The organism is Microbacterium sp. DWRC1-3 (assembly GCF_049896645.1).
Taxonomy (GTDB): domain Bacteria; phylum Actinomycetota; class Actinomycetes; order Actinomycetales; family Microbacteriaceae; genus Microbacterium; species Microbacterium maritypicum.
Genome location: NZ_JAFCUS010000001.1, coordinates 2,096,778 through 2,117,417, shown reverse-complemented (window position 1 = coordinate 2,117,417; position 20,640 = coordinate 2,096,778). Strand labels below are relative to the sequence as shown.

Here is a 20,640-nt window from a genome sequence, read left to right as displayed (position 1 = left end):
CGGTCGACCGGAGTATGCGGGCAGGACGGGCTTCCTCTCTCGAATCTCCGACACAAAGGGCACTCTCATGACCGGTACGGCACGCAAGGCGCTCGCAGAGGCGCTCGCCACCTTCCTCTTCGTCCTCGCGATCATCGCGGCAGTGAACAGCGGCAGCCCGCTGACTCCGCTCGCGATCGGCTTCACCCTGATGGTGCTCGTGTTCTCGACGGGCCACATCTCGGGTGCACACCTCAACCCGGCCGTCTCGGTCGGCGTGTTCCTGCGAGGCGGCCTCAGCGTCGCCGACTTCATCTCCTACCTCATCGCCCAGTTCGTCGGTGGCGCACTGGCCGCGCTCGTCAGCATGTCCGTGTGGCCCGTCGGCGAGAAGGCCATGATCGTCGAGGTCGGCCCTGCGTTCCTCGTCGAGGCGCTCTTCACGCTGATCCTCGTGTGGGTCGTGCTCAACACCGCCACGTCGAAGGACACCGCGGGCAACTCGTTCTACGGTCTCGCCATCGGTGCGACCGTGTTCGTGGGCGCGGCGACCGTCGGCTCGATCTCGGGTGGCGGCTTCAACCCGGCCGTCGCGCTCGGCCTCTCGGTCAGCGGGCACTTCGCCTGGAGCTCGCTGTGGCTCTACCTCGTCGCCCCCGTCGTCGGAGCCGTGATCGCGGCGATCCTGTTCCGGGTGCTCAACACGGACGACGCCAAGAAGATCGCCGCAGCGGAGTAGTCCTCCCGCACGACCGAAGCGCCGCATCCTCCTCGGAGGGTGCGGCGCTTCTGCGTGCGGAAGCGTCAGCCGACCGGCACCGATGCGGTGGGGGTCGGCTCCGCATCCCGGGCATCCGCGGCGCGGACTCTGGCGCGGGCCGCGGCGACGACCATCACGACGAGTGCGACGCCGGTGAGGATCGCCCCCATCCAGATCGGCGAGGTGTAGCCGAGACCGGCGGAGATGCCGACTCCGCCCGCCCAGGCGCCGAGCGCGTTGCCGATGTTGAACGCCCCGATGTTCGCGCCGGAGGCGAGGGTGGGCGCGCCGCCCGCGTACTGCATGACGCGGCTCTGCAGACCCGGGACCGTGCCGAAGCCGAAGCCGCCCATGAGGAACAGGGCGATGATCGTGGCCACGCCCGACTGCGCCGATGCGGCGAAGAGCACGAGGACGATCACGAGAGCGGCGATGAAGATGACCAGGGTGCGGTCGATCGCGCGATCGGCGAGGCGTCCGCCCAGCCAGTTGCCGAGCACGAGGCCGGCGCCGAACAGCACGAGCAGCCACGGCACGGCGGAGGTGGCGAAGCCGCTCACCTCGGTGAGCGTGTAGGCGATGTAGGTGAAGGCGCCGAACATCCCGCCGAACGCGAGGATCGTGACGACGAGCGAGAACCACACCTGTCCGGAGCGGAAGGCGGCGAGCTCACCGCGGAGGCTGACCTGGGCGGTGGGGCGGGGAAGGCGCGGGACGAGGAGGGCGATGCCGAGGAAGGCCAGCACGCCGATGCCGGAGATCGCCCAGAAGGTCGAGCGCCAGCCCAGCTCCTGACCGAGGAAGGTGCCGAACGGCACACCGAAGACGTTCGCGGCGGTGAGGCCGGTGAACATGATCGCGATCGCGCCGGCCTTCTTCTCCGGGGCGACGAGGCCGGCGGCGACGACCGACCCGATGCCGAAGAACGCACCATGGCAGAGGGCGGCGATGATGCGGCCGAGCATCGCGACGCCGTAGTCGTCGGCGAGAGCGGTGAGGGCGTTGCCGATGATGAACAGCACGATGAGCCCGAGCAGCACGGGCTTCTTGGGTAGCCGGGTGGCCGCGGCGGTGAGCACGAGTGCGCCGACCACCACAGCCAGCGCGTAGCCGGAGATGAGCCAGCCGGCTGCCGACTCGGTGACGCCGAAGTCGTGGGCGACTTCGGGCAGCAGGCCCATGATGACGAACTCGGTGAGTCCGATGCCGAACGCCCCGATGGCGAGGGCGATCAGTCCTGGAGGCATGACGATTCTCCTGATAGATTGGTGAGGATACTTGCAGACGCCGCATATTGCGCATCGAACGTTAATGATTGCACACGCAAGTATCTGGCGCAAGCAACTATCTCGGAGGATGTCCATGGGTATCGGTGACGACGCGGTCGAGGTGCGTGTGCAGGGCTGGCGGACGCTCGCCGCACTGCACGGCCTGATCGAGACCGCGCTCGAGCGCAGCCTGGGAGAGGCGGCATCGCTCTCGGTCGTCGAGTACACCGTGCTCGACGCGCTCGACAGGCAGGACGGATGGCACATGCGCATGCAGCAGCTCGCGCGCGCGGCAGCCCTGAGCCCCAGCGCCACGACCCGCCTGGTCAACCGCCTCGAGGACCGCGGTCTCCTCACACGCATCCTGTGTGCCGATGACCGTCGCGGCATCTACACCGAGCTCACTCCCGCAGGTCGCGAGCTCTACGAACAAGCGCGACCGATCCATGACGCCGCCCTCGAGCGGGTGCTCGAAGACGCGGCGGCGCAGCCGGAACTGGCCCCCGTCGTCGAGGCACTGCACGGTGTCGCGCTGCCCGCGCTCGCCGCAGGCTGATCCCGACAGATCGACGGCTCCATGATGACCACCCCCTCCCGCACGCTCCTCGTCGGCTCCGGCAAGATCGCCGCCCGCCTCGCACCGCTGATCCTCGCGCACGGCGAGGTGTTCGCGCTGCGTAGGAGCGACGCCGAGCCGCCGGCCGGCGTGACCGGGATCCGCGCCGACCTCGCGGCGCCGCTCGCCTCGCGACTTCCCGCGGTCGACGCGATGGTCGTCACGCTTCCGCCCGGTGAGGGCGTGTCGGCCTACCGCACGGCGTTGACGCATCTCGCCGAGGCGCTGCCCGCGATCCCGGCCCGCACCGTGTTCGTGTCGTCGACCGGGGTGTTCGACGGTCCAGGGGCCGCGCGGCCGATCACCGAGCAGGACGATCCGGAACCGACGAGCGCGCGCTCGCGAGGACTGCGCGACGGCGAGCGGGCGGCCGTCGAGATCTTCGATGCGGTCGTGGTGAGGCCGGCCGGCATCTACGGACCCGGCCGCGACTTCCTGCTGCGGAAGGTGCGCGAAGGCGCGGCGGTCGAACACGCGCGGCGCACGAACCGCATCCACGAGACCGACCTGGTGCGCACCCTCGAACTGCTGCTGCGGACGCCCGCCCCTCCGCGGCTCGTGCACGCCGTCGACGAGAGCCCGGCACCGCTGGGAGAGGTCGTCGGGTTCATCGCGCGCGAGCTCGGTGTCGATGTGCCTCCCGACATCGGCTCTGCGGACCCGGGCGGCTTCGTGTACGACGGGTCGTTGCTGTGGTCGCTGCTCGGCACCCTCGAGTATCCGACCTATCGCGAGGGATACGCCGAGATGATCGCGGGCCCCACCGCGAGCTGAGGCGCCGTCGTCGGCAGCGCCGCGTAGCCTGGGCCCATGACGAGCACAGCTGCGCGCACCGCCATGGAGGTCGTCGACTGGCGGCGTCGGGTCTTCGCCCTGTACGACGCCGTGCGGATCGCGGACTCCCCGGAGGAGGCGCACGAACTCTGGCGGATCGAGCGGGACGATCTGATGCTCCACCACCCGGCCACTCCGTTGCTGCTCGAGGACAGGGCGCTGTTCGAGGGGCTCCCGATCGCCTCGTACGACCCGCAGTGGCGCTTCGAACTGCCGATCCTCCCCGCAGACCCCGGCGGCTTCGAGTTCGCGACCGGCACCGACGGCATCGTCCCGTTCGAGCGGATCGGCCGTGTGGAGATCCCGGATGCCGGATCGCTCGACGTCTGGCGGCTGGCCTCCTACGGCGGCGGTCTCTTCATCCCGGTGCGTGATGCGCTGGCCGGCCGCCCCGGCGGAACCTACGGCGGCGGACGCTACCTGATCGACACGGTCAAGGGCGCCGACCTCGGATCCGACGCCCGGCGCGGCACGATCGTGCTCGACTTCAACTTCGCCTACAACCCCTCGTGCGCCTACGACCCTGCGTGGGCCTGCCCACTCGCGCAACCGGGGAACGTGCTCACGACCGCCGTCCCGGTCGGGGAGATGCACGGGGTCGGGAGCGCCTGAGCGCCTGATCTTCCGGGCTCCCGCACGGATCCGGAACGACTTTGTGACGAATCGACGTGCGCGCACGTCCTATCTCCGAGCGAGCGTTTCGCTCCCGGCGGGAGTCTCACACGGGACCCGCGACCGGTCTTCAGATCGAGATGGGACACCTCATGGCAAACCAGGACCAGAACACCCCCGCTCCGGCCGAGAAGGAGCTCGCTCAGGCTGCTCCGAAGGCTGCCGGCGCCTCCGCGTCGCGCGTCGACCGGTCGAGCGGATTCTCCGCTTCGCGCGTCCCCGCCGACGAGAACGCCGCGGGTAAGACGACCATCGCCGACGGCGTGGTGGCCAAGGTCGCCGGCATCGCCGCGCGTGAGGTCCCCGGCGTCTACGCGCTCGGTGGCGGCGGAGCCCGCGCCTTCGGCGCCATCCGCGACGTCATCAACGCCACCGACCTCGCTCAGGGCGTCAAGGTCGAGGTCGGCGACACGCAGGCCGCAGCCGACCTGACCATCGTCGTCGAGTACCCGGCACCCATCCAGGACGTCGCGAACAACGTCCGTGCTGCTGTCGCCGGTGCGATCAGCCGCCTGGTCGGCCTCGAGGTCGTCGAGGTCAACGTCGAGGTCAACGACGTGCACGTGCCCGGCGACGACAGCGACGACGAGGAGTCGCGCGTCTCATGAGTGCCACAACGGTCGGCGCCCTGATCGGCGCTCTGCTGGCCCTCGCCGCCCTGCTGTTCGGGTTCTGGGGGTTCCTCCTCATGGCCGTGTTCGCGGGCATCGGGGCGCTCGTGGGCCGAATCGCCTCCGGCAAGCTCGACGTCCGCGGTCTCGCAGACGTCTTCACCGGGCGGCGCACCTCCTGATGCGTGCCGACCAGCACATCGCCGGCGGCGACGCTCTCTCGGGAGTCGCCGCCGGCGGGGCCGCCCTCCGCGGTCGCGTCGAGGTGAAGGAGCGCGTCTATCGCACGGTCACCGAGAAGGCGTCCGCGACGTTGATCGGGGTGCCTCGCGGCGACGTGAAGGTCGATGTCGCGGAGCACCCCCGGGGGATCACGGTGCGCATCGCCGCGCCTCTTCCCGTCCCCCGCCTGGATGACACGGCCGCGATCGCTCAGACCGTCCCCGTTCTCGAGCGGGCGCGGGATCTGCAGGAGCAGTTGCAGCAGCACCTGAGCACGATCCTCGGACGCAACGTCATCCGCATCAACCTCACCGTCACCGGTGCCACCATCCCGGAAAGGAGACGAGTGCAATGAGCACCCCGGTTCTGCGCCGCGTCATCCGGCGCGAGACGCACTCGCCGCGGACCGTCGCGATGTTCGTCGCGGTGGTCCTGCTGATCCTGGCCCTCGCATACATCGGGCTCGAGATCGTGTTGAGCCTCGCCGCGCAGCCCGCGCTCCTGATCGGTCCCGCCGCAGCCGGAGGGTGGCTCATCGGGCTTCCCACCGCGCAGCCCGCCGGGCTCGTGATCGCCGGCAGCGTCGTCCTCGCCCTCATCGGCGTGATCTTCATCGTGCTGGCCATCACCCCGGGGCGGCTCTCGAAGCACGTCCTGGACGGGGGTGGACGGGCCGTGGTCGTGGACAACGGTGTGATCGCCAGCGCGCTGGCCCAGCACCTCGCAGAGGAGACCGGCCTCGCCCGCGACAGCATCACCGTCGGCGTCGGTCATCGCACCGTCGACGTGACCGTGCGCCCCGGCATCGGCATCCCGCTCGACAAGGCCGACGTGGCCTCGGCCGCCGAGGCGGAGCTGCAGACCTACCGGCTGGCCCACCGGGTCCGCACCCGGGTGCGCATCGAGCGACCCGCCGAGAAGGAGGACGAACTGTGAACAACACCAATCGTGCGTTGAATCGCACCCTGCTCCTGATCATCGGGGTGCTGTTCCTCGGGCTCGGCGCCCTCGGCATCGCCATCATGAGCTGGCCGACGGCGTCGGACATCTGGGCCGCAGGCGGCAAGGACGCGCAGTCCTGGCTCGACCAGGCGATCGCCGCGACCGCGATCGCCGGTGGCGGCCTGTCATGGATCGGCATCGGCGCTGTCGCGGCGATCGTGGTCGTCATCGTCCTGCTGATCCTCGCGCTCACCAGCATCGCGGGTCGCCGCTCGAAGACCGTGCTCCGCTCGACGGGAGCGCAGAACCCTCTGGGCCGCGTGACCGTCAACGAGTCGTTCGTCTCGGATGCGGTGAAGAACTCCCTCACCACTCGGGACGAGGTCCTCTCGGCGCAGGTCACGGCCAACGACGTGCGCCGCCGGCCGGTGCTGCACGTGTCGGTCACCCCGCGGCAGAACACCGATCCGCGCGAGCTCGTCGACCATGTCGACCGACTGCTCGCCAACCTCGCGGTCCTGACCGGCCGCGACACAGAGACGTTCGTCTCGGTCCACACGAGCCTTCGGGCCCGCCTCGCGCACGACCAGCGTCGACTCTCCTGAGCGCGCGGGTCGCCGCACCTCCGCAGAAAGCAGACATCATGCGCAACAAGATCCTCCTCGTCGTCGGCGTCGCCTTCGTCGCGTACGTCCTCGGCAGCCGGTCGGCGACCGTGCAGATCAACAAGGGCGAGTCGGTGAGGCATCAGCTGGTGCGGATGTGGAACGACCCCAAGGCCAGGAAGCAGCGCCACAAGGCCGCCGAGAAGGCGGCCAAGAAGGCGCGCAAGGCACTTCGCGGCTGACCGACGCGCGGGCCCCTCAGACGACGTGCGTGTTCGGCAGCGGGCTCACGGTCGGGCGGGCGTAGGTGCGACGCCGGGCGGAGATGTCGGTGGGCCGGGCCGCGCGCGGCACGCCGCGGTCGACCGCGATCACCTCGAACTCCTGGATCTGCGCTGGCCGCACCGGGGTGAGGTGGATCATGCAGATCAGCTCGCCCCGCTCGGCGGGGATCGACCACGTGATGTCGGCCGGAGTCGCCGAGGAGACGATCTCCGGTGCTCCTGCATCCTGGCGCAGCGGACCCACCTGGGCGACGAGTTCGTCGATCGCGGCGCGGCGCTGAGGAAGCGGACGATCGAAGTCGATGTTGTCGGCGAAGATCTCGGCGGCCGCATCGTCATCCCAGGAGCGCACCAGCGCGTCTGCGGCCGACATCAGCCGCCGCGTCTCCGGCCACGGCCGTACGGTCCGGGCGGGAGTGTCGTGCACGGCGAGGGCGCGGAACAGCGCATCCTCCGACAGAGCCACGGGGTTGCCCCGGTGGCTGTTGGTGAGCACGACCACACCGACACCGGAATCGGCGTGCCACACCATGTTCAGGATGAACCCGGGAAGACCGCCGCTGTGGGTGACGATCCGGCCGCGGTGCAGGTCTTCACGCACGAAGAGGCCGAGCGCGTAGCCGCCCGTGACGAACTTCCAGGTGCCATCGGGTCGCGCCTGGAGGGAGGGGATGTCGACCTGATGGATGCGCTGCAGCTCGCGCCGTGAGGCCCGGCTGACGACCGCGTCGTCATCGTCCGCACTGGCCGTGGCTGGTCGGGTGGCCGCGGCGAGGAAGCGCACCCAGACGCTGAGGTCGGTGATCGTCGACTGCATGCCTCCGGCCGCGGCCATGGCGTCGGACACGGCCGGAGGGAAGCCCGCCCATTCGCCCTCGGTGTTCAGCGAGTAGCCGACCGCCCGGAGAGTGCCGCCCTCCGGGGCGCGATTGTCGAACCACGTGCTGTTCATCCCGAGCGGCCGCAGGATCTCGTCGGTGACCCAGTCCTCCACGCGCCGACCGACGGCCTTGCCCACCGCGAGCCCCGCCATCGTGAAGCCGATGTTCGAGTACTCGAAGGCGCTGCCGGGATGGTTGCTGTAGTTGAAGCCCGGTCGGATCCGCTCGACGAGCTCCGCTTCGGACAGGCCCAGGAACGGGTCGACCCACGAGTTGTCCTCGGTGAGACCGCCGCCCATGCTGAGCAGCTGCCGCAGGGTCGGGACGACAGCCGGCTCATCGCCCACGGTGCCGTGCCACTGCGGATAGAAGTCGGTGATGGGGGCGTCAAGGTCGAGGAGTCCGCGGTCCCGGGCGAGCAGCGCGCCGAGCGCTACGAAGCTCTTGGTCATCGACGCGATCGGGAAGACCGTGTCGGCGTCGGGGGCGTTACCCTGGTCGTCGGCGGTCCCGAACCCCCGGGTGTGCTCGAGGCCGTCGGCCCCGACGAGTCCGTACACGAGCCCCGGCGACTGGCCCGCCGCCGTGTACTGGCCGAAGAAGGCATCGAGCTGATCGATGAGCGGCACCACGAGGGTTTCGCTGGACATGGAGACTCCCTTGTTCTGGGGTGGCAGGAACGCCGGTTCGTCTCCAGCCTGTCGTGCCCGGCGCACGAAGTCATGTCCGCGGGAACCGAGTGTCGCGACCGGATGTGTGCGGGGTCACGAAGGCGGCTGCGCGCTGTGGGGCCGGTGCCTCGGCGGCGCTTCTCTCCACGACGCCGCGGGGTTCACGGCGCACGCAGAGGCGCCGCGAACCCCGCGTCGGGCTCACGCCATCTGGGCGGCGTACTTGGCGGGGTCCGAGTCGAAGGCCGGACCGCACCCGGCGCAGCAGAAGTAGTATCGCTCGTCCTCGTGGTCACGGTAGAGGCCGGCGGCCTCCGCGGCCTTCTTGCTGACCGGGTTGCCGACCATGACCGGGCAGGTGGTGAGGTCGTCGCCTGCACTGCCGGTCAACAGGTTCTCGCGGCCGTTGCCTGTGGCGGCGGGGTTGATGGCGCTGGTGCTGCAACAGCTGGGAGCGGCCTCGGTGTTGTTCGTCATGCGGGATGGTTCCTTTCTCGAGTGCTTCTGGCGGAGGGAGATGGTGCGTGTCATCACTTGGCGATGCTCTTGAACCCGCGCAGGCGCAGGCTGTTGCCGACGACGAAGACGCTGGAAAGCGCCATCGCCGCGCCGGCGAGCATGGGGTTGAGCATTCCGAGTGCGGCGACGGGGATCGCCGCGACGTTGTAGGCGAAGGCCCAGAACAGGTTGGTCTTGATCGTTCCGAGTGTCTTTCGCGACAGCCGGATCGCGTCGACCGCGCTGCGCAGATCGCCGCGCACCAGGGTGATGTCGGATGCTTCGATCGCGACATCCGCGCCGGTACCCATCGCGAGTCCGAGATCGGCCTGTGCGAGCGCGGGGGCGTCGTTGACGCCGTCGCCGATCATCGCGACCACCTTGCCTTCGCGCTGCAATCGGGTGACGACATCGACCTTGTCCTTCGGGAGGACTTCGGCGATGACCTCCTCGATACCCACCTCGGCCGCGATCTGCCGGGCCACGGCCTCGTTGTCTCCGGTGAGCAGGATCGGGGTCAACCCGATCGCCTTGAACTGAGCGATCGCTTCGGCGCTGCTCGGCTTCACGGTGTCGGCCACGACGAGGATGCCTCGGGCCTGACCGTCCCACCCCACGGCGACGACGGTCTTTCCCTCGCTCTCGGCGCGGGCCTTCGTCGACGCGAGTTCACGGCTCAGCTGCTGCGACCACTCGGCGAGGAGCGAATCGCGGCCGACGAGCACGGCGTGGCCGTCGACGATCCCCTGTACTCCCTTGCCCTCGATGTTCGCGAAGTCCGAGGGGGTCGGCAGAGAACCGACCTCCTGGGTCGCCCCCTTGGCGATCGCCTGTGCGATGGGGTGCTCCGAGGCATCCTCCAGGGCGCCGGCCAGCCGCAGCAGTTCTGCACGATCTGTGCGGTCCTCTGTGAACACGCCGACGAGTGTCATCTTGCCGGTGGTGACGGTGCCGGTCTTGTCGAGCACGACGGTGTCGACCTTGCGGGTGGACTCCAGAACCTCTGGGCCCTTGATGAGCACGCCCATCTGCGCGCCGCGACCAGTGCCGACCAGAAGCGCCGTGGGGGTCGCCAGACCGAGCGCGCACGGGCAGGCGATCACGAGCACGGCGACCGCCGCCGTGAACGCCGCGGTCACGGGGAATCCTGCCCCGAGCCAGCCGCCGAGCGCCACGAAGGCGATCACGATCACGATCGGCACGAACACCCCGGAGATCCGGTCGGCGAGGCGCTGCACCTCGGCCTTCCCGGTCTGGGCGTCCTCGACCAGCTGCGCCATCTGTGCCAGTTGCGTGTCCGACCCGATTCGCGTCGCACGGATCACGAGTCGGCCGCCGACGTTCGTCGTGGCACCGGTGACGGCGTCGCCCTCGGCGACCTCGACCGGGACGGCCTCTCCGGTGAGCATGGATGCGTCCACGGCCGAGGTGCCGGAGACGACCACGCCGTCGGTGGCGATCTTCTCCCCGGGGCGCACGATGAACTCGTCGCCCACCTGGAGATCCTCGACGGGGATCTTCGTCTCCACACCGCCACGCAGGACGGCGACCTCTTTCGCGCCGAGTTCGAGAAGCGCGCGCAGGGCCGCGCCGGCCTGCTTCTTCGACCGCTTCTCGAAGTACCGCCCGGCGAGGATGAACATGGTCACCCCTGCGCCCACCTCGAGGTAGATGTTCGCCGCCCCGTCGGACGGGGCCAGCGCGAACTCGAACGGGTGCGTCATGCCTGGCGTGCCCGCTGTGCCGAAGAACAGTGCGTACAACGACCACAGGAACGCGGCCGAGGTGCCCATCGAGATGAGCGTGTCCATCGTGGCGGCGCCGTGCTTCAGGTTGGTCCATGCGGCCTTATGGAAGGGCCATGCCGCCCAGAGGATCACAGGAGCAGCCAGCGCGAGCGAGGCCCACTGCCAGTACGTGAACTGCAGCGCGGGGATCATCGCCATCGCGATCACGGGCACGGTCAGCACGATCGCGCCGATCAGTCGGTTGCGCAGCGACCGCAATTCAGGATCCGCGTCATCGGCGTCACCGGCGGCCGCCTGGTCGTTCCTCTTCCCCTTCGGGGCGGGCAGGGCCGCGGAGTACCCCGTCTTCTCCACCTCGGCGATCAGCACCGCAGGGTCGTAGCCGTCAGGTACCGTGATCTTCGCCTTCTCGGTCGCGTAGTTCACGGTCGCCACGACACCCTCGAGCTTGTTCAGCTTCTTCTCGATCCGCATCGCGCACGACGCGCAGGTCATCCCGCCGATCTCCAACTCGACGCCTGACCCCATGCTCGGAGGTGCTGATGTACTCATGTGCTTTTCCTTCTGTCGGCTGTGTGTGCGGGCAGCAGCGCGGAGCTGCCGCAGGGCGATGCTCGTCGCTCAGTGCCCGTCGTCGTGGGAGTCGCCGTCGGACACGGCCGCGTCATCCCCCGAAGCGGCGTCGACCACGAACTCGGCGGTGTGCACCTGTCCGTCGACCTGGAAGTCGAGGTACAGGAAGTACCGGCCGGCGGTCGGCGCCTCGGCGGCGAACTCGATCTCGGGCCCTGAGGTCTCGCCGACCTCAGGCTCTTCCCCCTTGGCGTGCACGTGCAGGTAGGCGAGGTCGCCGTCGCGCAATGCGACGAGATGGCCGAAAGCCCCCAGGTAGGGCTCCAGAGCGGTGACGGGCTTGCCGTCTCGCGTCACGGTGAGGGTGAGGTCTTTCGCTGTTCCCGCCGTGAGGTCGCCGTCGAGCGAGACCGTGAAGTCGCCGACCTGTGCGGTCTGCGTCGGCTGCGGCGCCACCGGGGTGAACTCGCCCGCCACCTGGACCGTGCGCGTGAGAGTGAGCGAAGGGGCATCCGTGCCGGCGGGGGTGAAGTCCGCGAAGACGCGATAGGTCCCGGCTTCCGTCCATTCCCACGGCAGTGACCACATGCCCGTGCTCTCATCCAGCGTCGGGTGGACGTGACGGAACAGGCTCCCGTCCGAGCGCACCACGATCAGGTGCAGGTCCTTGTCATGCGCGGTCGTGTAGTCCGTGACCGGGGTGCCTGCGGCGTCGAGGATCTGGAACTGCAGCTCGCCGGAGGTTGCGACGGCTCCCGGCGCCTCGACCGGCGACAGGACGTATCCTTCCAGGCCGAGCGAGAGGCCTTTCAGGCTGTCCGCAGCGACATTCGCGGACTCCTCCGCGGCCGTCGTGGCAGCATCGTGGCCGCCGTCGTGACTGTTCATCTCCGTACCTTCCTTCCACTCGCTGACAACGCTCGGGGGAACGATGGCGCTGGCGAGGCCGAAGGCCCCACCGAACGCCACCACCACGCCGATCCCGTAGATCGTGAGGCGCGCCCCGGCGTTCATACCGTCCGCACCGCCGAGTACCCCGCCTCCGCGACGGCAGCCAGAATCTGCGCATCGTCGAGGGAACCGGAGCCGGTGACGACGAGCGTGCCCGTCTGTGCGCTCACCTGGATGTCTTCGACACCCGGGACTTCGGAGACCTCTTCGCGGATCGACATCTCGCAGTGTCCGCAGGTCATGCCGGTCACCTGGAACTCGTTCGTGGTCATCGCGTTTCCTCTTCTCGTGGTCAGTACCCGTATGGGGTACTCGTCATAACCGTATACCCCGGTGGGGTATTCCTTCAACCGGCCCGGTTCTCCTCCGCGCGGGGGAGGGCCGGATCTGTCACCCCTGAGGCGTGACAGATCCGGCGCAGATCCGGTCGGTGCTCACCTACGGGGCGGGGTGGCCCCTCGGTTGGTGCGGCGGGCTGCGGCCACGTCGTCCGAGGGGATCACGAGGGTCGGACGGGTGGCATGGTGGAGCACATTCGCGGAGGTGCTTCCCAGCACGGTCGCGGTGAACCCCCGCAGGCCGCGGGATCCGAGGACGATCAGATCGACACCCCGCACCTCGGCGGCCTCGACGATCGCCTCGGAGGCGGTGGCCATCGTCGAGGAGATGAGAGCCTCCGCCTTCAGTCCGAGGTCGAGGGCCAGCTGCGCGCCGTCGGCAGCGATCCGCTCTGACGCGTCGAGTGCCGCAGCGTCAAGGTCCTGCAGCTTCTCCAAGGCTGGATGGCCTTCCAGATGAGCGGCGAAGCCCTCGAGGGGTTGACGAGCATAGAAGAGCAGCGCGGTGGCGCCGGGGAACAGGCCGGCAACGGTGTGCACCGCGCTCTGCGCGTTCGGTGATCCGTCGTAGGCGATGAGCAGTGTGGGAGAGGGCATCGGTTCGTTCCTTGCTGATCGGTGGTCGGGAGGGCTGCGGCTATATCGAGTACGACTCGACGGGAACCGCGGCGGACGCCCGTGGCTTCGTCATGGTGATCGCCGTGATGATCGCTCCGAGGAGAGCGAGGATCGCCGCACCGACGAAGGCCGCGGAGTACCCCTGGGTGAGCTCCACCTTCGAGGCCTCCGCGCCGGCGATCCCGTAGACGATCGCCGTGAGCACGGCGAGCCCGAGCGCGGATCCGATCTGGTAGCTGGTGCTCACCAGTCCGGACGCGACGCCGGTCTCGGCGGGTGGGGCCGCGTTGATGGCCGTGCCCAGCGACGGCACGAACGCGAGCGACATGCCGAGGGCGGCGAGCAGCGATGCGGGAAGAACGTCCACCACATAGTTGCCGTCGGGCCGTACGAACGCGAGCCAGGCCAGTCCTGCTGCCAGAAGCAGGAGGCCGCTGACGATCAGCGACTTCGCCCCGAACCGCTCCTGGAGTCGCGGCGCCAGCGCGATCATGACGATCACGACCAGGCCGGTCATCGGCAGCAGTGCGGCGCCGGCGGCGAAGGCGCTCGCACCGAGGACCTGCTGCAGGTAGAGGTTCAGGAAGAACCACATCGACACCCACGCGGCGCCGAGCATGAGCTGTGCACCGTTCGCGGCGCCCAGGAGAGGGGCGCGGAGCAGGCCGAGACGAAGCAGCGGGGTGCGGCTGCGCGCCTGGATCAGGAAGAAGATGACCAGGAGCATGATGCCGGCCGCCAGCATGCCCAGAGTGGACCAGGTGAGCCAGCCGACTTCCGGGGCGTTGACGACGGCGTAGACCACGGCGGCCAGTCCCACCGTGACCGTGACGGCTCCGGCGACATCGATCGACCCCGTCGCCTTTCGGACGGTGCGGGGGAGTGTCGTCGCGGAGAATGCGAGCACGAAGAGCGCGATCGGCACGGTCACGTAGAACACCCATGGCCAGCTCGCGTACTCGGTCAGGACTCCGCCGAGGAAGACGCCGGCAGTGCCGCCGATGGGCGCTGCGGCGCCGTAGACGGCGAATGCCTTGGGTAGATCAGATGTGCCGCCGAACAGCATCATCAGAAGGGTCAGGGCGGCCGGCGCGATCAGCGCTGATCCGGCGCCTTGGATCGCGCGACCGGCGATCTCGACACCGACGCTCCCGGCCGCTCCCGCCAGGATCGAACCGGCGATCAGGATGAGCCAGCCGAGCACGAAGATCTTTCGAGCGCCGAAGGCGTCGGACAGTCGGCCTCCCAAGAGCAGCAGTCCCCCGAAGGCGACCACGTACGCGTTGAACACCCACGACAGGGACTCCGGCGTGAAGCCGAGGTCCCGCTGGATATCAGGCAGGGCGACACCGATGATCGAGGTGTCCATGATGACGACGAACTGTGCGGTGGCTATCAGCACGAGGCCGAGCCACCGCTTCGCTGGTGACAGGGGTCGGGGTGTGGACATTGTCGTTCCTCCTATGAAGCGGCGCCGAGTGGCGGGTCGCGGTGTAGCCTATACCCATAGGGGGTGGGGGTATCAATCTTGTCGACCTCGACTGCCGCACGAGCGGCGAAGAGCCCTGCGCCACGAAGGAGGCAGAACACATGAGTGAATCCGTCCCACGTAAGCGGAACGAGCCATCACCCTTGCGCGGCACCACGGTGCCGATGACGCGGCTACGGCGAGTGATCGCCCAGCGGGCGGTCGCGTCGATGACGTCGATGGCGCAGGTCACGAGCGTCGTCGAGGTCGATGTGAGTCGCGTCGCTCACCTTCGGGATCGGGTCAAGGCCGAGTTCCTTCGCACGACCGGCCACCGCCTCACGTTCCTGCCGTTCTTCGCGATCGCTGCGGCCGAAGCGCTGCGCACCCACCCGATCATCAACGCCATCGTCGATGGAGATGACGTCGTCTACCCGGATCGGGAGAACCTGAGCATCGCGGTCGACACGGAAAGGGGCCTCTTGGCGCCGGTGATCCGCAACGCCGCAGACCTCGACATCGCCGGTCTCACCGCGCAGATCGCCGACCTCGCGGAGCGTACGCGCAGCAATCGGCTGCAGCCGGACGAGCTCGCCGGCGGCACGTTCACCCTCACCAACACGGGGTCGCGGGGCGCGCTGTTCGACACCCCGATCGTCTTCCAGCCCCAATCTGCGATCCTCGGCACGGGAATGGTCGTGAAGCGCGCAGTGGTCGAATCCGCGGAGGGCGTGGAGGCGATCGCCGTGCGCTCCATGGTCTATCTGGCGCTCTCTTACGACCACCGCATCATCGATGGCGCTGATGCCGCGCGGTTCCTCGCCACAGTGAAGGCGCGGCTCGAGGAGGGCGCCTTCACGCGGGACCTCGGTATCGAGGTGCGCTGAGGGTCTATGCGGCCTTCTCGCGCACGGCCGGCCGCGTGAGCCGCGGGATCAGGGAGGGCGTGTTCTCGCGGTAGGCGATGTAGTCGGCGCGATCGCCCCACTTCTTCTCGGCGCGCGCCTCCAGCAGCGGGATGCCGCTGACCCGGGTGAGCAGCAGGATCACGAACAGCGGCGAGAGGAGTGCGACCCACTGCCATCCGGCCAGCACCGGAGCGGCGGTGACGAACACGCCCACCCAGATGACGATCTCGCCGAAGTAGTTGGGGTGGCGCGACCGCGACCACAGGCCGGTGCGGATGAATTCGTCCCGGTTCTGCGGGTCTGCGCGGAACGCCGACTTCTGCGCGTCGGCGACGATCTCGATCGCCATGCCGATGACCCACACGATGATGCCCACGACGGTCAGCCACCCGATGGGGGCGCGGGCACCGGCATCCGTGCTGATCGCGATCCAGGCGGCGGCCGCGGTCAGCGACACCCACGCGCCCTGGATCACCCACACCTGAAGAAAGCGCAGCGGGGAGCTCTTGATCTCGTCGAAACGGCCGTCTGATCCGGCCTTGTGCACGCGCAGGGCCAGGAAGGATCCGAGGCGGGCGGCCCACAGCATCACCATCGCCGCGAGGATCCAGCTACGCGCGTCGGGCAGGGGCGACAGGAGGACGAGTGCGGCGGAGATCACGAGGAAGGTGAGGCTGCCGGTGAGATCGAAGAACCGCTCGGTCTGCAGGATCATCGCGGGGATGAAAGCGATGACCTGGATCGCGAAGGCCGCGGCGACGGCCAGGGCGAACAGCGGGATGCCGCCTAGCGTCGCACTGTTCTGGCTGCCGGCGAGCGCGACGAGCGCGCCGATCACGAGCGCGGCGATGATCGCGATGAGTGAGGAGCGGGAGGACTTGGGGGCTGTGGGTGCGGGGGAGGACATGGCGTGCTTTCTGTTTCTCAGAGGTACAGGTCTTCGACGGTGACGGCTGCGCGATCCAGCACGACGTTCCGCTTGAGTTTCATGGTCGGTGTGACGAGCCCGCGGTCGTCGAGGTCGGCGAAGACCACGCTGAACCGGCGGACCTGCTCGCTGCGCGCCACGAGGGCATTGGCGGCGTCGACGGCGCGCTGCAGGTGGGCGCGCAGCGCCGGGTCGTTCACCGCACGGATGTCGGACGGCGCGGCCAGGGGGATGCTGGTGCCTTCCGCGGCGGCCCACGCCCTGGCCTGCTCCGGGTCGAGGACGAGCAGCGCGGAGAGGTACGGCTTGCCCTCGCCGACCATCACCGCGTGCGAGACGAGCGGATTCGCTTCGACCGCGCTCTCCCAGCGGGTTGGCACGATCGTCTTGCCGTTCGACGTCACGATCACGTCCTTGAGCCGGCCTTCGAGGATCAACCTGCCCTGCTCGTCGAGTCGCCCGAGATCGCCGGTGCGGAAGAAGCCGTCGACGAAGGCGCCCTCGTCGTGGGCCGGGTTGCGATAGCCGCTGAAGACGCCGAGGCCGCGGGCCAGAACTTCGCCCTCATCGCTGATGCGAACGGTGAGCCCCGGCAGGGGCGAGCCGACGCTGCCCGAAGCGATGCGACCGGGCAGGTTGCCGGTGAGGGGCGCCGTCGTCTCGGTGAGGCCGTAGCCCTCGATGACGGGGACCCCGACGCCGCGGAAGAAGAGCGAGAGCTCGGTGTCGAGGGCCGCTCCGCCCGACAGGATGTACCCGACCCTCCCACCCATCACGGTGCGAAGACGCCGGTAGAAGAGGGCGTCGAAGACGCGGTGGCGCACGCGGAGGCCGCGGTTCCTGGCGATGCGCCTGCCGGCGTCGATCCGCTCGGCCCGGCGGCCCCACGCGATGGCCGTGGCCTCGGCCTTCGCCCAGACTCCCGCGAGGCCCTTGTCGGCGGCTTTGCCCGCGGCGGCCGCCTGGATCTTCTGCAGCACCCGCGGCACGACGACCAGGAACGTGGGACGCAGAGTATCGAGGGTGGCGACGACCGTCGACGGGTCGGACAGGTGCGCGATGCGCATGCCGCTGGCCAGACAGATCAGCTGAAGCCCGCGCGCCAGCACATGGGCGAGGGGCAGGAAGATGACGGTGTTGCCGTCTTCGTTCACGATCTCGCTGTACGCGGCGGCGATGTTGAGCACCTGACCGAGGAAGTTCCGGTGGGTGAGCACGACGCCCTTGGGCTCGCCCGTGGTGCCCGAGGTGTAGACGATCGTCGCAGGATCGTCCTGGGTGGCGGTCGTTCTGCGGGCCTCGAGTTCCTCGTCGGTGACGCCGACACCGCCCGCGACCAGATCGGCAAGGGTGCCGGTCGTCTCGGCATCCATCGTCCACGCGCCGAGCGTGACGGCGTTCGTCTTCGCGAGCGCCTCCTGTAGGAGCGCCGTGTGCTCCGAGGTGCCGCCGATCGCCAGACGCACACCGGCATCCGCGACGATGGCGTTCACCTGCGACGGCGAGGAGGTCTCGTAGATCGGCACGACGACGGCGCCGGCGAACCAGGCCGCGAGGTCGGCGACGGCCCACTCGTAGCGCGTGGGCGCCATGATCGCGATCGGGTCGCCTGCCTGGATGCCCTGGGCCATGAAGCCCTTCGCCAGAGCGCGCACCTCGTCTTCGAAACCACGCGTCGTGATCGGTCGCCACGAGCCGGTCGACGGGTCTTCGACCTCGAATGCCACGTGGCCGGGGGCGGCGGCGGCCCGCGCCACGAGCAGGTCGGTGACGTTGCGGTAGCCGTCGAGGGCGGCAAGCGGCGGGGTCGATGACTCGAGCATCGGGGCTCCTCTCGGTCGTGCGGGCGGCTCGGAGGGCGCGCGAGCATCGCCCATCCGCTCTTGTTCGGAACCGATGACGATTCGGATGGGATGCTCTGCCGGGCGCGAAGTGGTCGACCCGACGACAAAGCCCCCGGGGTCCGGGGGCTTCATGGATGTCACTTCCAGATGATACGGCTCGATCCACTGTCCGCCGACGATGGGCGTCGTGGGCAGGCCTCATACCCCCAGCGCTTCGAGCACGTGGAAGGTCAGGTAGACGGGCCAGACGGCTGCCTGGAGAAGGCCGAGGACGACATCCCAGAACGCCCCGCCGGAGCGTGAGATGAAGTAGATGGCAGCGCCCACGTAGGCAAGGAGGAAGAAGAACCCCCACGGGCCCGCCTTCTCGACGACTTTGATCGTGCTCCGTTCTTCACCCATGGAGCAATCGTCGGGCGGATTCGCTCGGGTCGTCGGGCCGAAGGTCCTGTTCATGCGCACTCGGATTCTCCGAGTGTGTCCATGTCCGTAGGACGTTCGCCCCTCGTTCCGGCTGTGAGCCGCCCAAGCTGGACGCATGACTATGACGGGTCCGGCAGACCGGCCTACGACGGCCTACACGGTTCATGCGAGCGTTACAGAAGCAGGGGCGGCCGTCATCGAGGCGGGGACACAGCGGATCGCCTTCGATGCCAGTTGGGGCCGCCCGCAGCCGGTAGCTCTCCCGGGGCCTGCGGATCTGCTCGCCTCCGCTCTGGCAGCGTGTCTACTGAAGAATGTCGAGAGATGCTCCGCACTCCTTCCGTTTCGGTATGAACGCGCCGATGTGGTGGTCACGGCACATCGGCAGGACCGGCCGCCGTTCTTCACGCGACTCTGGTACGAGCTCTCGCTGGTGACGGACGAGTCCCCGCGTCGCATCGAACTGCTGCACGAGAATCTGCGCCGCTACGGGACCGTGTACAACACGCTGGCCGTCGTGTGTGAGCTCGACGGGACCGTCGTCGCCGCCACCGAGCCGTCGGGGCCCTGACGGAGCCCGGACGAGTTCCGCGAGATCGTGCGCGCCCTCGGCGACCCCACCTGAGGGACCCGCGGGACCTCTGGCCCTATGACCACCGTCCGGCATCGGAGCACACTGAGCGCGGCTCTTCGGGGCGGGCGATACCGATGGGAGCGTCGGTGCTTGTCTGTCCTGCGGCGGCGTCAGGCGGCGTCCGGGTGCGGGCCACTGAGAGGTCATGACATGCGCAACAGTTCTCGCACGGTGAGGCGAATCGCCCTTGCTCTCACGCTCGGAGTGCTCGTCATCGGAACCGGGGCAGGCGCTGTCGCCTCTCCTCGGGCGCCGGCGACAGCAGCGGATGTGGGCGTGCGCGCGGCTGCGGGCGACCAAGACGGGCCGCAGTTCTATTCCGGCGTGACGGTCGACGTCTCCGGAGTCGTGAACGGTGACGTCTACGCTGCCGGTCAGAGCGTCACGATCAGCGGGGACGTCACCGGAGACGTCATCGCCGCAGCGCAGAGCATCACGATCACCGGGACGGTCGATGGAAATGTGCGGCTCTCGGGCCAGGCGGTCACGATCAGCGGCGAGGTGTCCCGCAGCGGGACGATCTTCGCAGCCGACGTGACGGTCACCGAGACCGGCTCCTTCGGCGATGATCTCGTGGGCGCCGCGGGCGACATGCGCGTCGCCGGCGCCGTGGGCCGGGATCTGATGCTCAGCGTCGGAACCCTCACCGTCGATGGAGCGGTCGGCGGAAGCCTGACCTATCACAGTGACCGGGAGGCGCGGATCGCGGAAGGGGCGGTCGCCGGCACCGTGCAACGCATCGCCCCGACCGAATCGCCGCGAGTGGAGATCTCCCCGTGGGCTGTCGTCTTCGGGTGGTTCCTGGGCCTGCTCTATGCCCTGGTGGCCTTCAGTCTCGTCACGCTCGTGGCGGGTCTGGCGTTCCCGCGCTGGCTGGACCGCGTGACGGGCCATCTGCTCCCCTCGCCGTGGAAGGCGCTGCTCGTGGGCTTCGTCGCAGCGATCACCGTTCCCCTCGTGCTCCTCTTCCTTCTCGTCACCGTCGTCGGCGCTCCGCTCGCGCTCATCGGTGCCGTGGTGTGGCTGGCGATGACGCTGGCCGCATTCCCCTACGTCGCGCACTACGTCGGCCGGCTGGTCTTCCGAGACAGGCGGCGGCCCGTGGTCGAATCCCTGCTCGGCGGCCTCATCCTGATCGCGGCGCTGCAGGTTCCCTGGCTCAACATCGTGGTGTGGCTCGCGATGGTGTGCTTCGGCCTGGGCGCCCAGCTCTTGGAGATCCATCGCCAGAGGCCGTGGGCCGCGTCGAGGGACTCGGCCCAGGAGCGGTCGGAACGCCCCGGCCCGACGGAGGACACGTCTCCGGCGTCCGACTTGTGATCCGCCACGGCGGTCGAATCGTGCAGGGAGGCGTCAGAGGATCA

Annotated in this window: 23 protein-coding genes and 1 pseudogene; 13 read left to right on the top strand and 11 right to left on the bottom strand. The window is 69.0% G+C overall.

Annotation, left to right across the window (positions count from 1 at the left end):
- The first annotated feature begins 67 nt into the window (after positions 1-67).
- Positions 68-718 carry an MIP/aquaporin family protein gene (locus ACP699_RS10280; RefSeq protein ID WP_017829708.1) on the top strand — a complete coding sequence of 217 codons (651 nt, stop codon included), beginning with the start codon at positions 68-70 and terminating at the stop codon, positions 716-718.
- Between the two features lie 65 nt (positions 719-783).
- Here the strand turns inward: ACP699_RS10280 and ACP699_RS10275 are convergent, their stop codons facing one another.
- Positions 784-1,986 carry an MFS transporter gene (locus ACP699_RS10275; RefSeq protein WP_426170941.1) on the bottom strand — a complete coding sequence of 401 codons (1,203 nt, stop codon included), beginning with the start codon at positions 1,984-1,986 and terminating at the stop codon, positions 784-786.
- Positions 1,987-2,101: 115 nt separating this feature from the next.
- Here ACP699_RS10275 and ACP699_RS10270 point away from each other — a divergent pair, with 115 nt between their 5' ends.
- The 9 genes from ACP699_RS10270 to ACP699_RS10230 all read left to right on the top strand — a co-directional run bounded on the left by ACP699_RS10270 (position 2,102) and on the right by ACP699_RS10230 (position 6,751).
- Positions 2,102-2,563 carry a MarR family winged helix-turn-helix transcriptional regulator gene (locus tag ACP699_RS10270; protein WP_426170939.1) on the top strand — a complete coding sequence of 154 codons (462 nt, stop codon included), beginning with the start codon at positions 2,102-2,104 and terminating at the stop codon, positions 2,561-2,563.
- Between the two features lie 24 nt (positions 2,564-2,587).
- The gene (locus ACP699_RS10265; RefSeq protein WP_426170937.1) at positions 2,588-3,397 is read left to right on the top strand and encodes a sugar nucleotide-binding protein; all 810 of its coding nucleotides are present in this window, start codon (positions 2,588-2,590) and stop codon (positions 3,395-3,397) included.
- A 36-nt stretch (positions 3,398-3,433) separates the two neighbouring features.
- Positions 3,434-4,069 (top strand): DUF1684 domain-containing protein, encoded by a 636-nt coding sequence (locus tag ACP699_RS10260; protein ID WP_426170935.1) that lies wholly within the window; start codon positions 3,434-3,436, stop codon positions 4,067-4,069.
- Positions 4,070-4,221: 152 nt separating this feature from the next.
- The gene (locus tag ACP699_RS10255; protein ID WP_055866421.1) at positions 4,222-4,737 is read left to right on the top strand and encodes an Asp23/Gls24 family envelope stress response protein; all 516 of its coding nucleotides are present in this window, start codon (positions 4,222-4,224) and stop codon (positions 4,735-4,737) included.
- A complete protein-coding gene (locus ACP699_RS10250; protein ID WP_017829702.1) occupies positions 4,734-4,922 on the top strand; it encodes a DUF2273 domain-containing protein in 189 nt (62 codons plus the stop codon). The genes ACP699_RS10255 and ACP699_RS10250 overlap by 4 nt, the downstream gene beginning before the upstream one ends.
- The gene (locus ACP699_RS10245) at positions 4,922-5,317 is read left to right on the top strand and encodes a hypothetical protein (protein WP_210699565.1); all 396 of its coding nucleotides are present in this window, start codon (positions 4,922-4,924) and stop codon (positions 5,315-5,317) included. The genes ACP699_RS10250 and ACP699_RS10245 overlap by 1 nt, the downstream gene beginning before the upstream one ends.
- Complete coding sequence (locus tag ACP699_RS10240) at positions 5,314-5,898, top strand: DUF6286 domain-containing protein (RefSeq protein WP_017829700.1); 585 nt, start codon at positions 5,314-5,316, stop codon at positions 5,896-5,898. The genes ACP699_RS10245 and ACP699_RS10240 overlap by 4 nt, the downstream gene beginning before the upstream one ends.
- Entirely contained in the window at positions 5,895-6,509 is a 615-nt protein-coding gene (locus tag ACP699_RS10235) for a hypothetical protein (protein ID WP_017829699.1), read from the top strand. Before ACP699_RS10240 ends, ACP699_RS10235 begins: the two co-directional genes overlap by 4 nt.
- Before the next feature lie 38 nt (positions 6,510-6,547).
- On the top strand, positions 6,548-6,751 hold the full coding sequence (locus ACP699_RS10230) for a hypothetical protein (RefSeq protein WP_017829698.1): 204 nt from the start codon (positions 6,548-6,550) through the stop codon (positions 6,749-6,751).
- Between the two features lie 16 nt (positions 6,752-6,767).
- On the opposite strand, the gene ACP699_RS10225 is transcribed toward ACP699_RS10230, so the two are convergent.
- The 7 genes from ACP699_RS10225 to ACP699_RS10195 all read right to left on the bottom strand — a co-directional run bounded on the left by ACP699_RS10225 (position 6,768) and on the right by ACP699_RS10195 (position 14,521).
- Positions 6,768-8,324 (bottom strand): serine hydrolase domain-containing protein, encoded by a 1,557-nt coding sequence (locus ACP699_RS10225; RefSeq protein WP_426170930.1) that lies wholly within the window; start codon positions 8,322-8,324, stop codon positions 6,768-6,770.
- Between the two features lie 222 nt (positions 8,325-8,546).
- Positions 8,547-8,822, bottom strand: coding sequence for a YHS domain-containing protein (locus ACP699_RS10220; RefSeq protein WP_055874941.1), 276 nt, complete (start codon positions 8,820-8,822; stop codon positions 8,547-8,549).
- 53 nt (positions 8,823-8,875) lie between these two features.
- Entirely contained in the window at positions 8,876-11,143 is a 2,268-nt protein-coding gene (locus ACP699_RS10215) for a heavy metal translocating P-type ATPase (protein WP_055874939.1), read from the bottom strand.
- A gap of 69 nt (positions 11,144-11,212) precedes the next feature.
- Positions 11,213-12,178, bottom strand: coding sequence for a hypothetical protein (locus tag ACP699_RS10210; RefSeq protein WP_055874936.1), 966 nt, complete (start codon positions 12,176-12,178; stop codon positions 11,213-11,215).
- Positions 12,175-12,387: a heavy-metal-associated domain-containing protein gene (locus ACP699_RS10205; protein WP_055866402.1), complete on the bottom strand. Its 213-nt coding sequence runs from the start codon at positions 12,385-12,387 to the stop codon at positions 12,175-12,177. Before ACP699_RS10205 ends, ACP699_RS10210 begins: the two co-directional genes overlap by 4 nt.
- Positions 12,388-12,549: 162 nt before the next feature.
- Positions 12,550-13,050 (bottom strand): universal stress protein, encoded by a 501-nt coding sequence (locus ACP699_RS10200; protein WP_055874933.1) that lies wholly within the window; start codon positions 13,048-13,050, stop codon positions 12,550-12,552.
- Positions 13,051-13,090: 40 nt separating this feature from the next.
- Positions 13,091-14,521, bottom strand: coding sequence for an MFS transporter (locus ACP699_RS10195; RefSeq protein ID WP_055874930.1), 1,431 nt, complete (start codon positions 14,519-14,521; stop codon positions 13,091-13,093).
- A 170-nt stretch (positions 14,522-14,691) separates the two neighbouring features.
- On the opposite strand from ACP699_RS10195, the pseudogene ACP699_RS10190 reads away from it, so the two are divergent.
- Positions 14,692-15,426: pseudogene (locus ACP699_RS10190) on the top strand (2-oxo acid dehydrogenase subunit E2); the annotation flags it as partial.
- 4 nt (positions 15,427-15,430) lie between these two features.
- Here ACP699_RS10190 and ACP699_RS10185 read toward each other — a convergent pair.
- The 3 genes from ACP699_RS10185 to ACP699_RS10175 all read right to left on the bottom strand — a co-directional run bounded on the left by ACP699_RS10185 (position 15,431) and on the right by ACP699_RS10175 (position 18,621).
- Positions 15,431-16,354 carry a DUF1295 domain-containing protein gene (locus ACP699_RS10185; RefSeq protein WP_055874926.1) on the bottom strand — a complete coding sequence of 308 codons (924 nt, stop codon included), beginning with the start codon at positions 16,352-16,354 and terminating at the stop codon, positions 15,431-15,433.
- Positions 16,355-16,371: 17 nt separating this feature from the next.
- Positions 16,372-18,198, bottom strand: a complete 1,827-nt coding sequence (locus ACP699_RS10180; RefSeq protein WP_426170925.1) for an AMP-dependent synthetase/ligase — start codon at positions 18,196-18,198, stop codon at positions 16,372-16,374.
- Positions 18,199-18,417: 219 nt separating this feature from the next.
- Positions 18,418-18,621: a hypothetical protein gene (locus ACP699_RS10175; RefSeq protein ID WP_151485643.1), complete on the bottom strand. Its 204-nt coding sequence runs from the start codon at positions 18,619-18,621 to the stop codon at positions 18,418-18,420.
- Between the two features lie 136 nt (positions 18,622-18,757).
- Between ACP699_RS10175 and ACP699_RS10170 the strand changes: the two genes are divergently transcribed.
- Both ACP699_RS10170 and ACP699_RS10165 read left to right on the top strand, forming a co-directional pair.
- Entirely contained in the window at positions 18,758-19,213 is a 456-nt protein-coding gene (locus tag ACP699_RS10170) for an OsmC family protein (RefSeq protein ID WP_426170922.1), read from the top strand.
- 213 nt (positions 19,214-19,426) lie between these two features.
- Positions 19,427-20,596, top strand: a complete 1,170-nt coding sequence (locus tag ACP699_RS10165; protein ID WP_426170920.1) for a hypothetical protein — start codon at positions 19,427-19,429, stop codon at positions 20,594-20,596.
- The last annotated feature ends 44 nt before the right edge of the window (positions 20,597-20,640 follow it).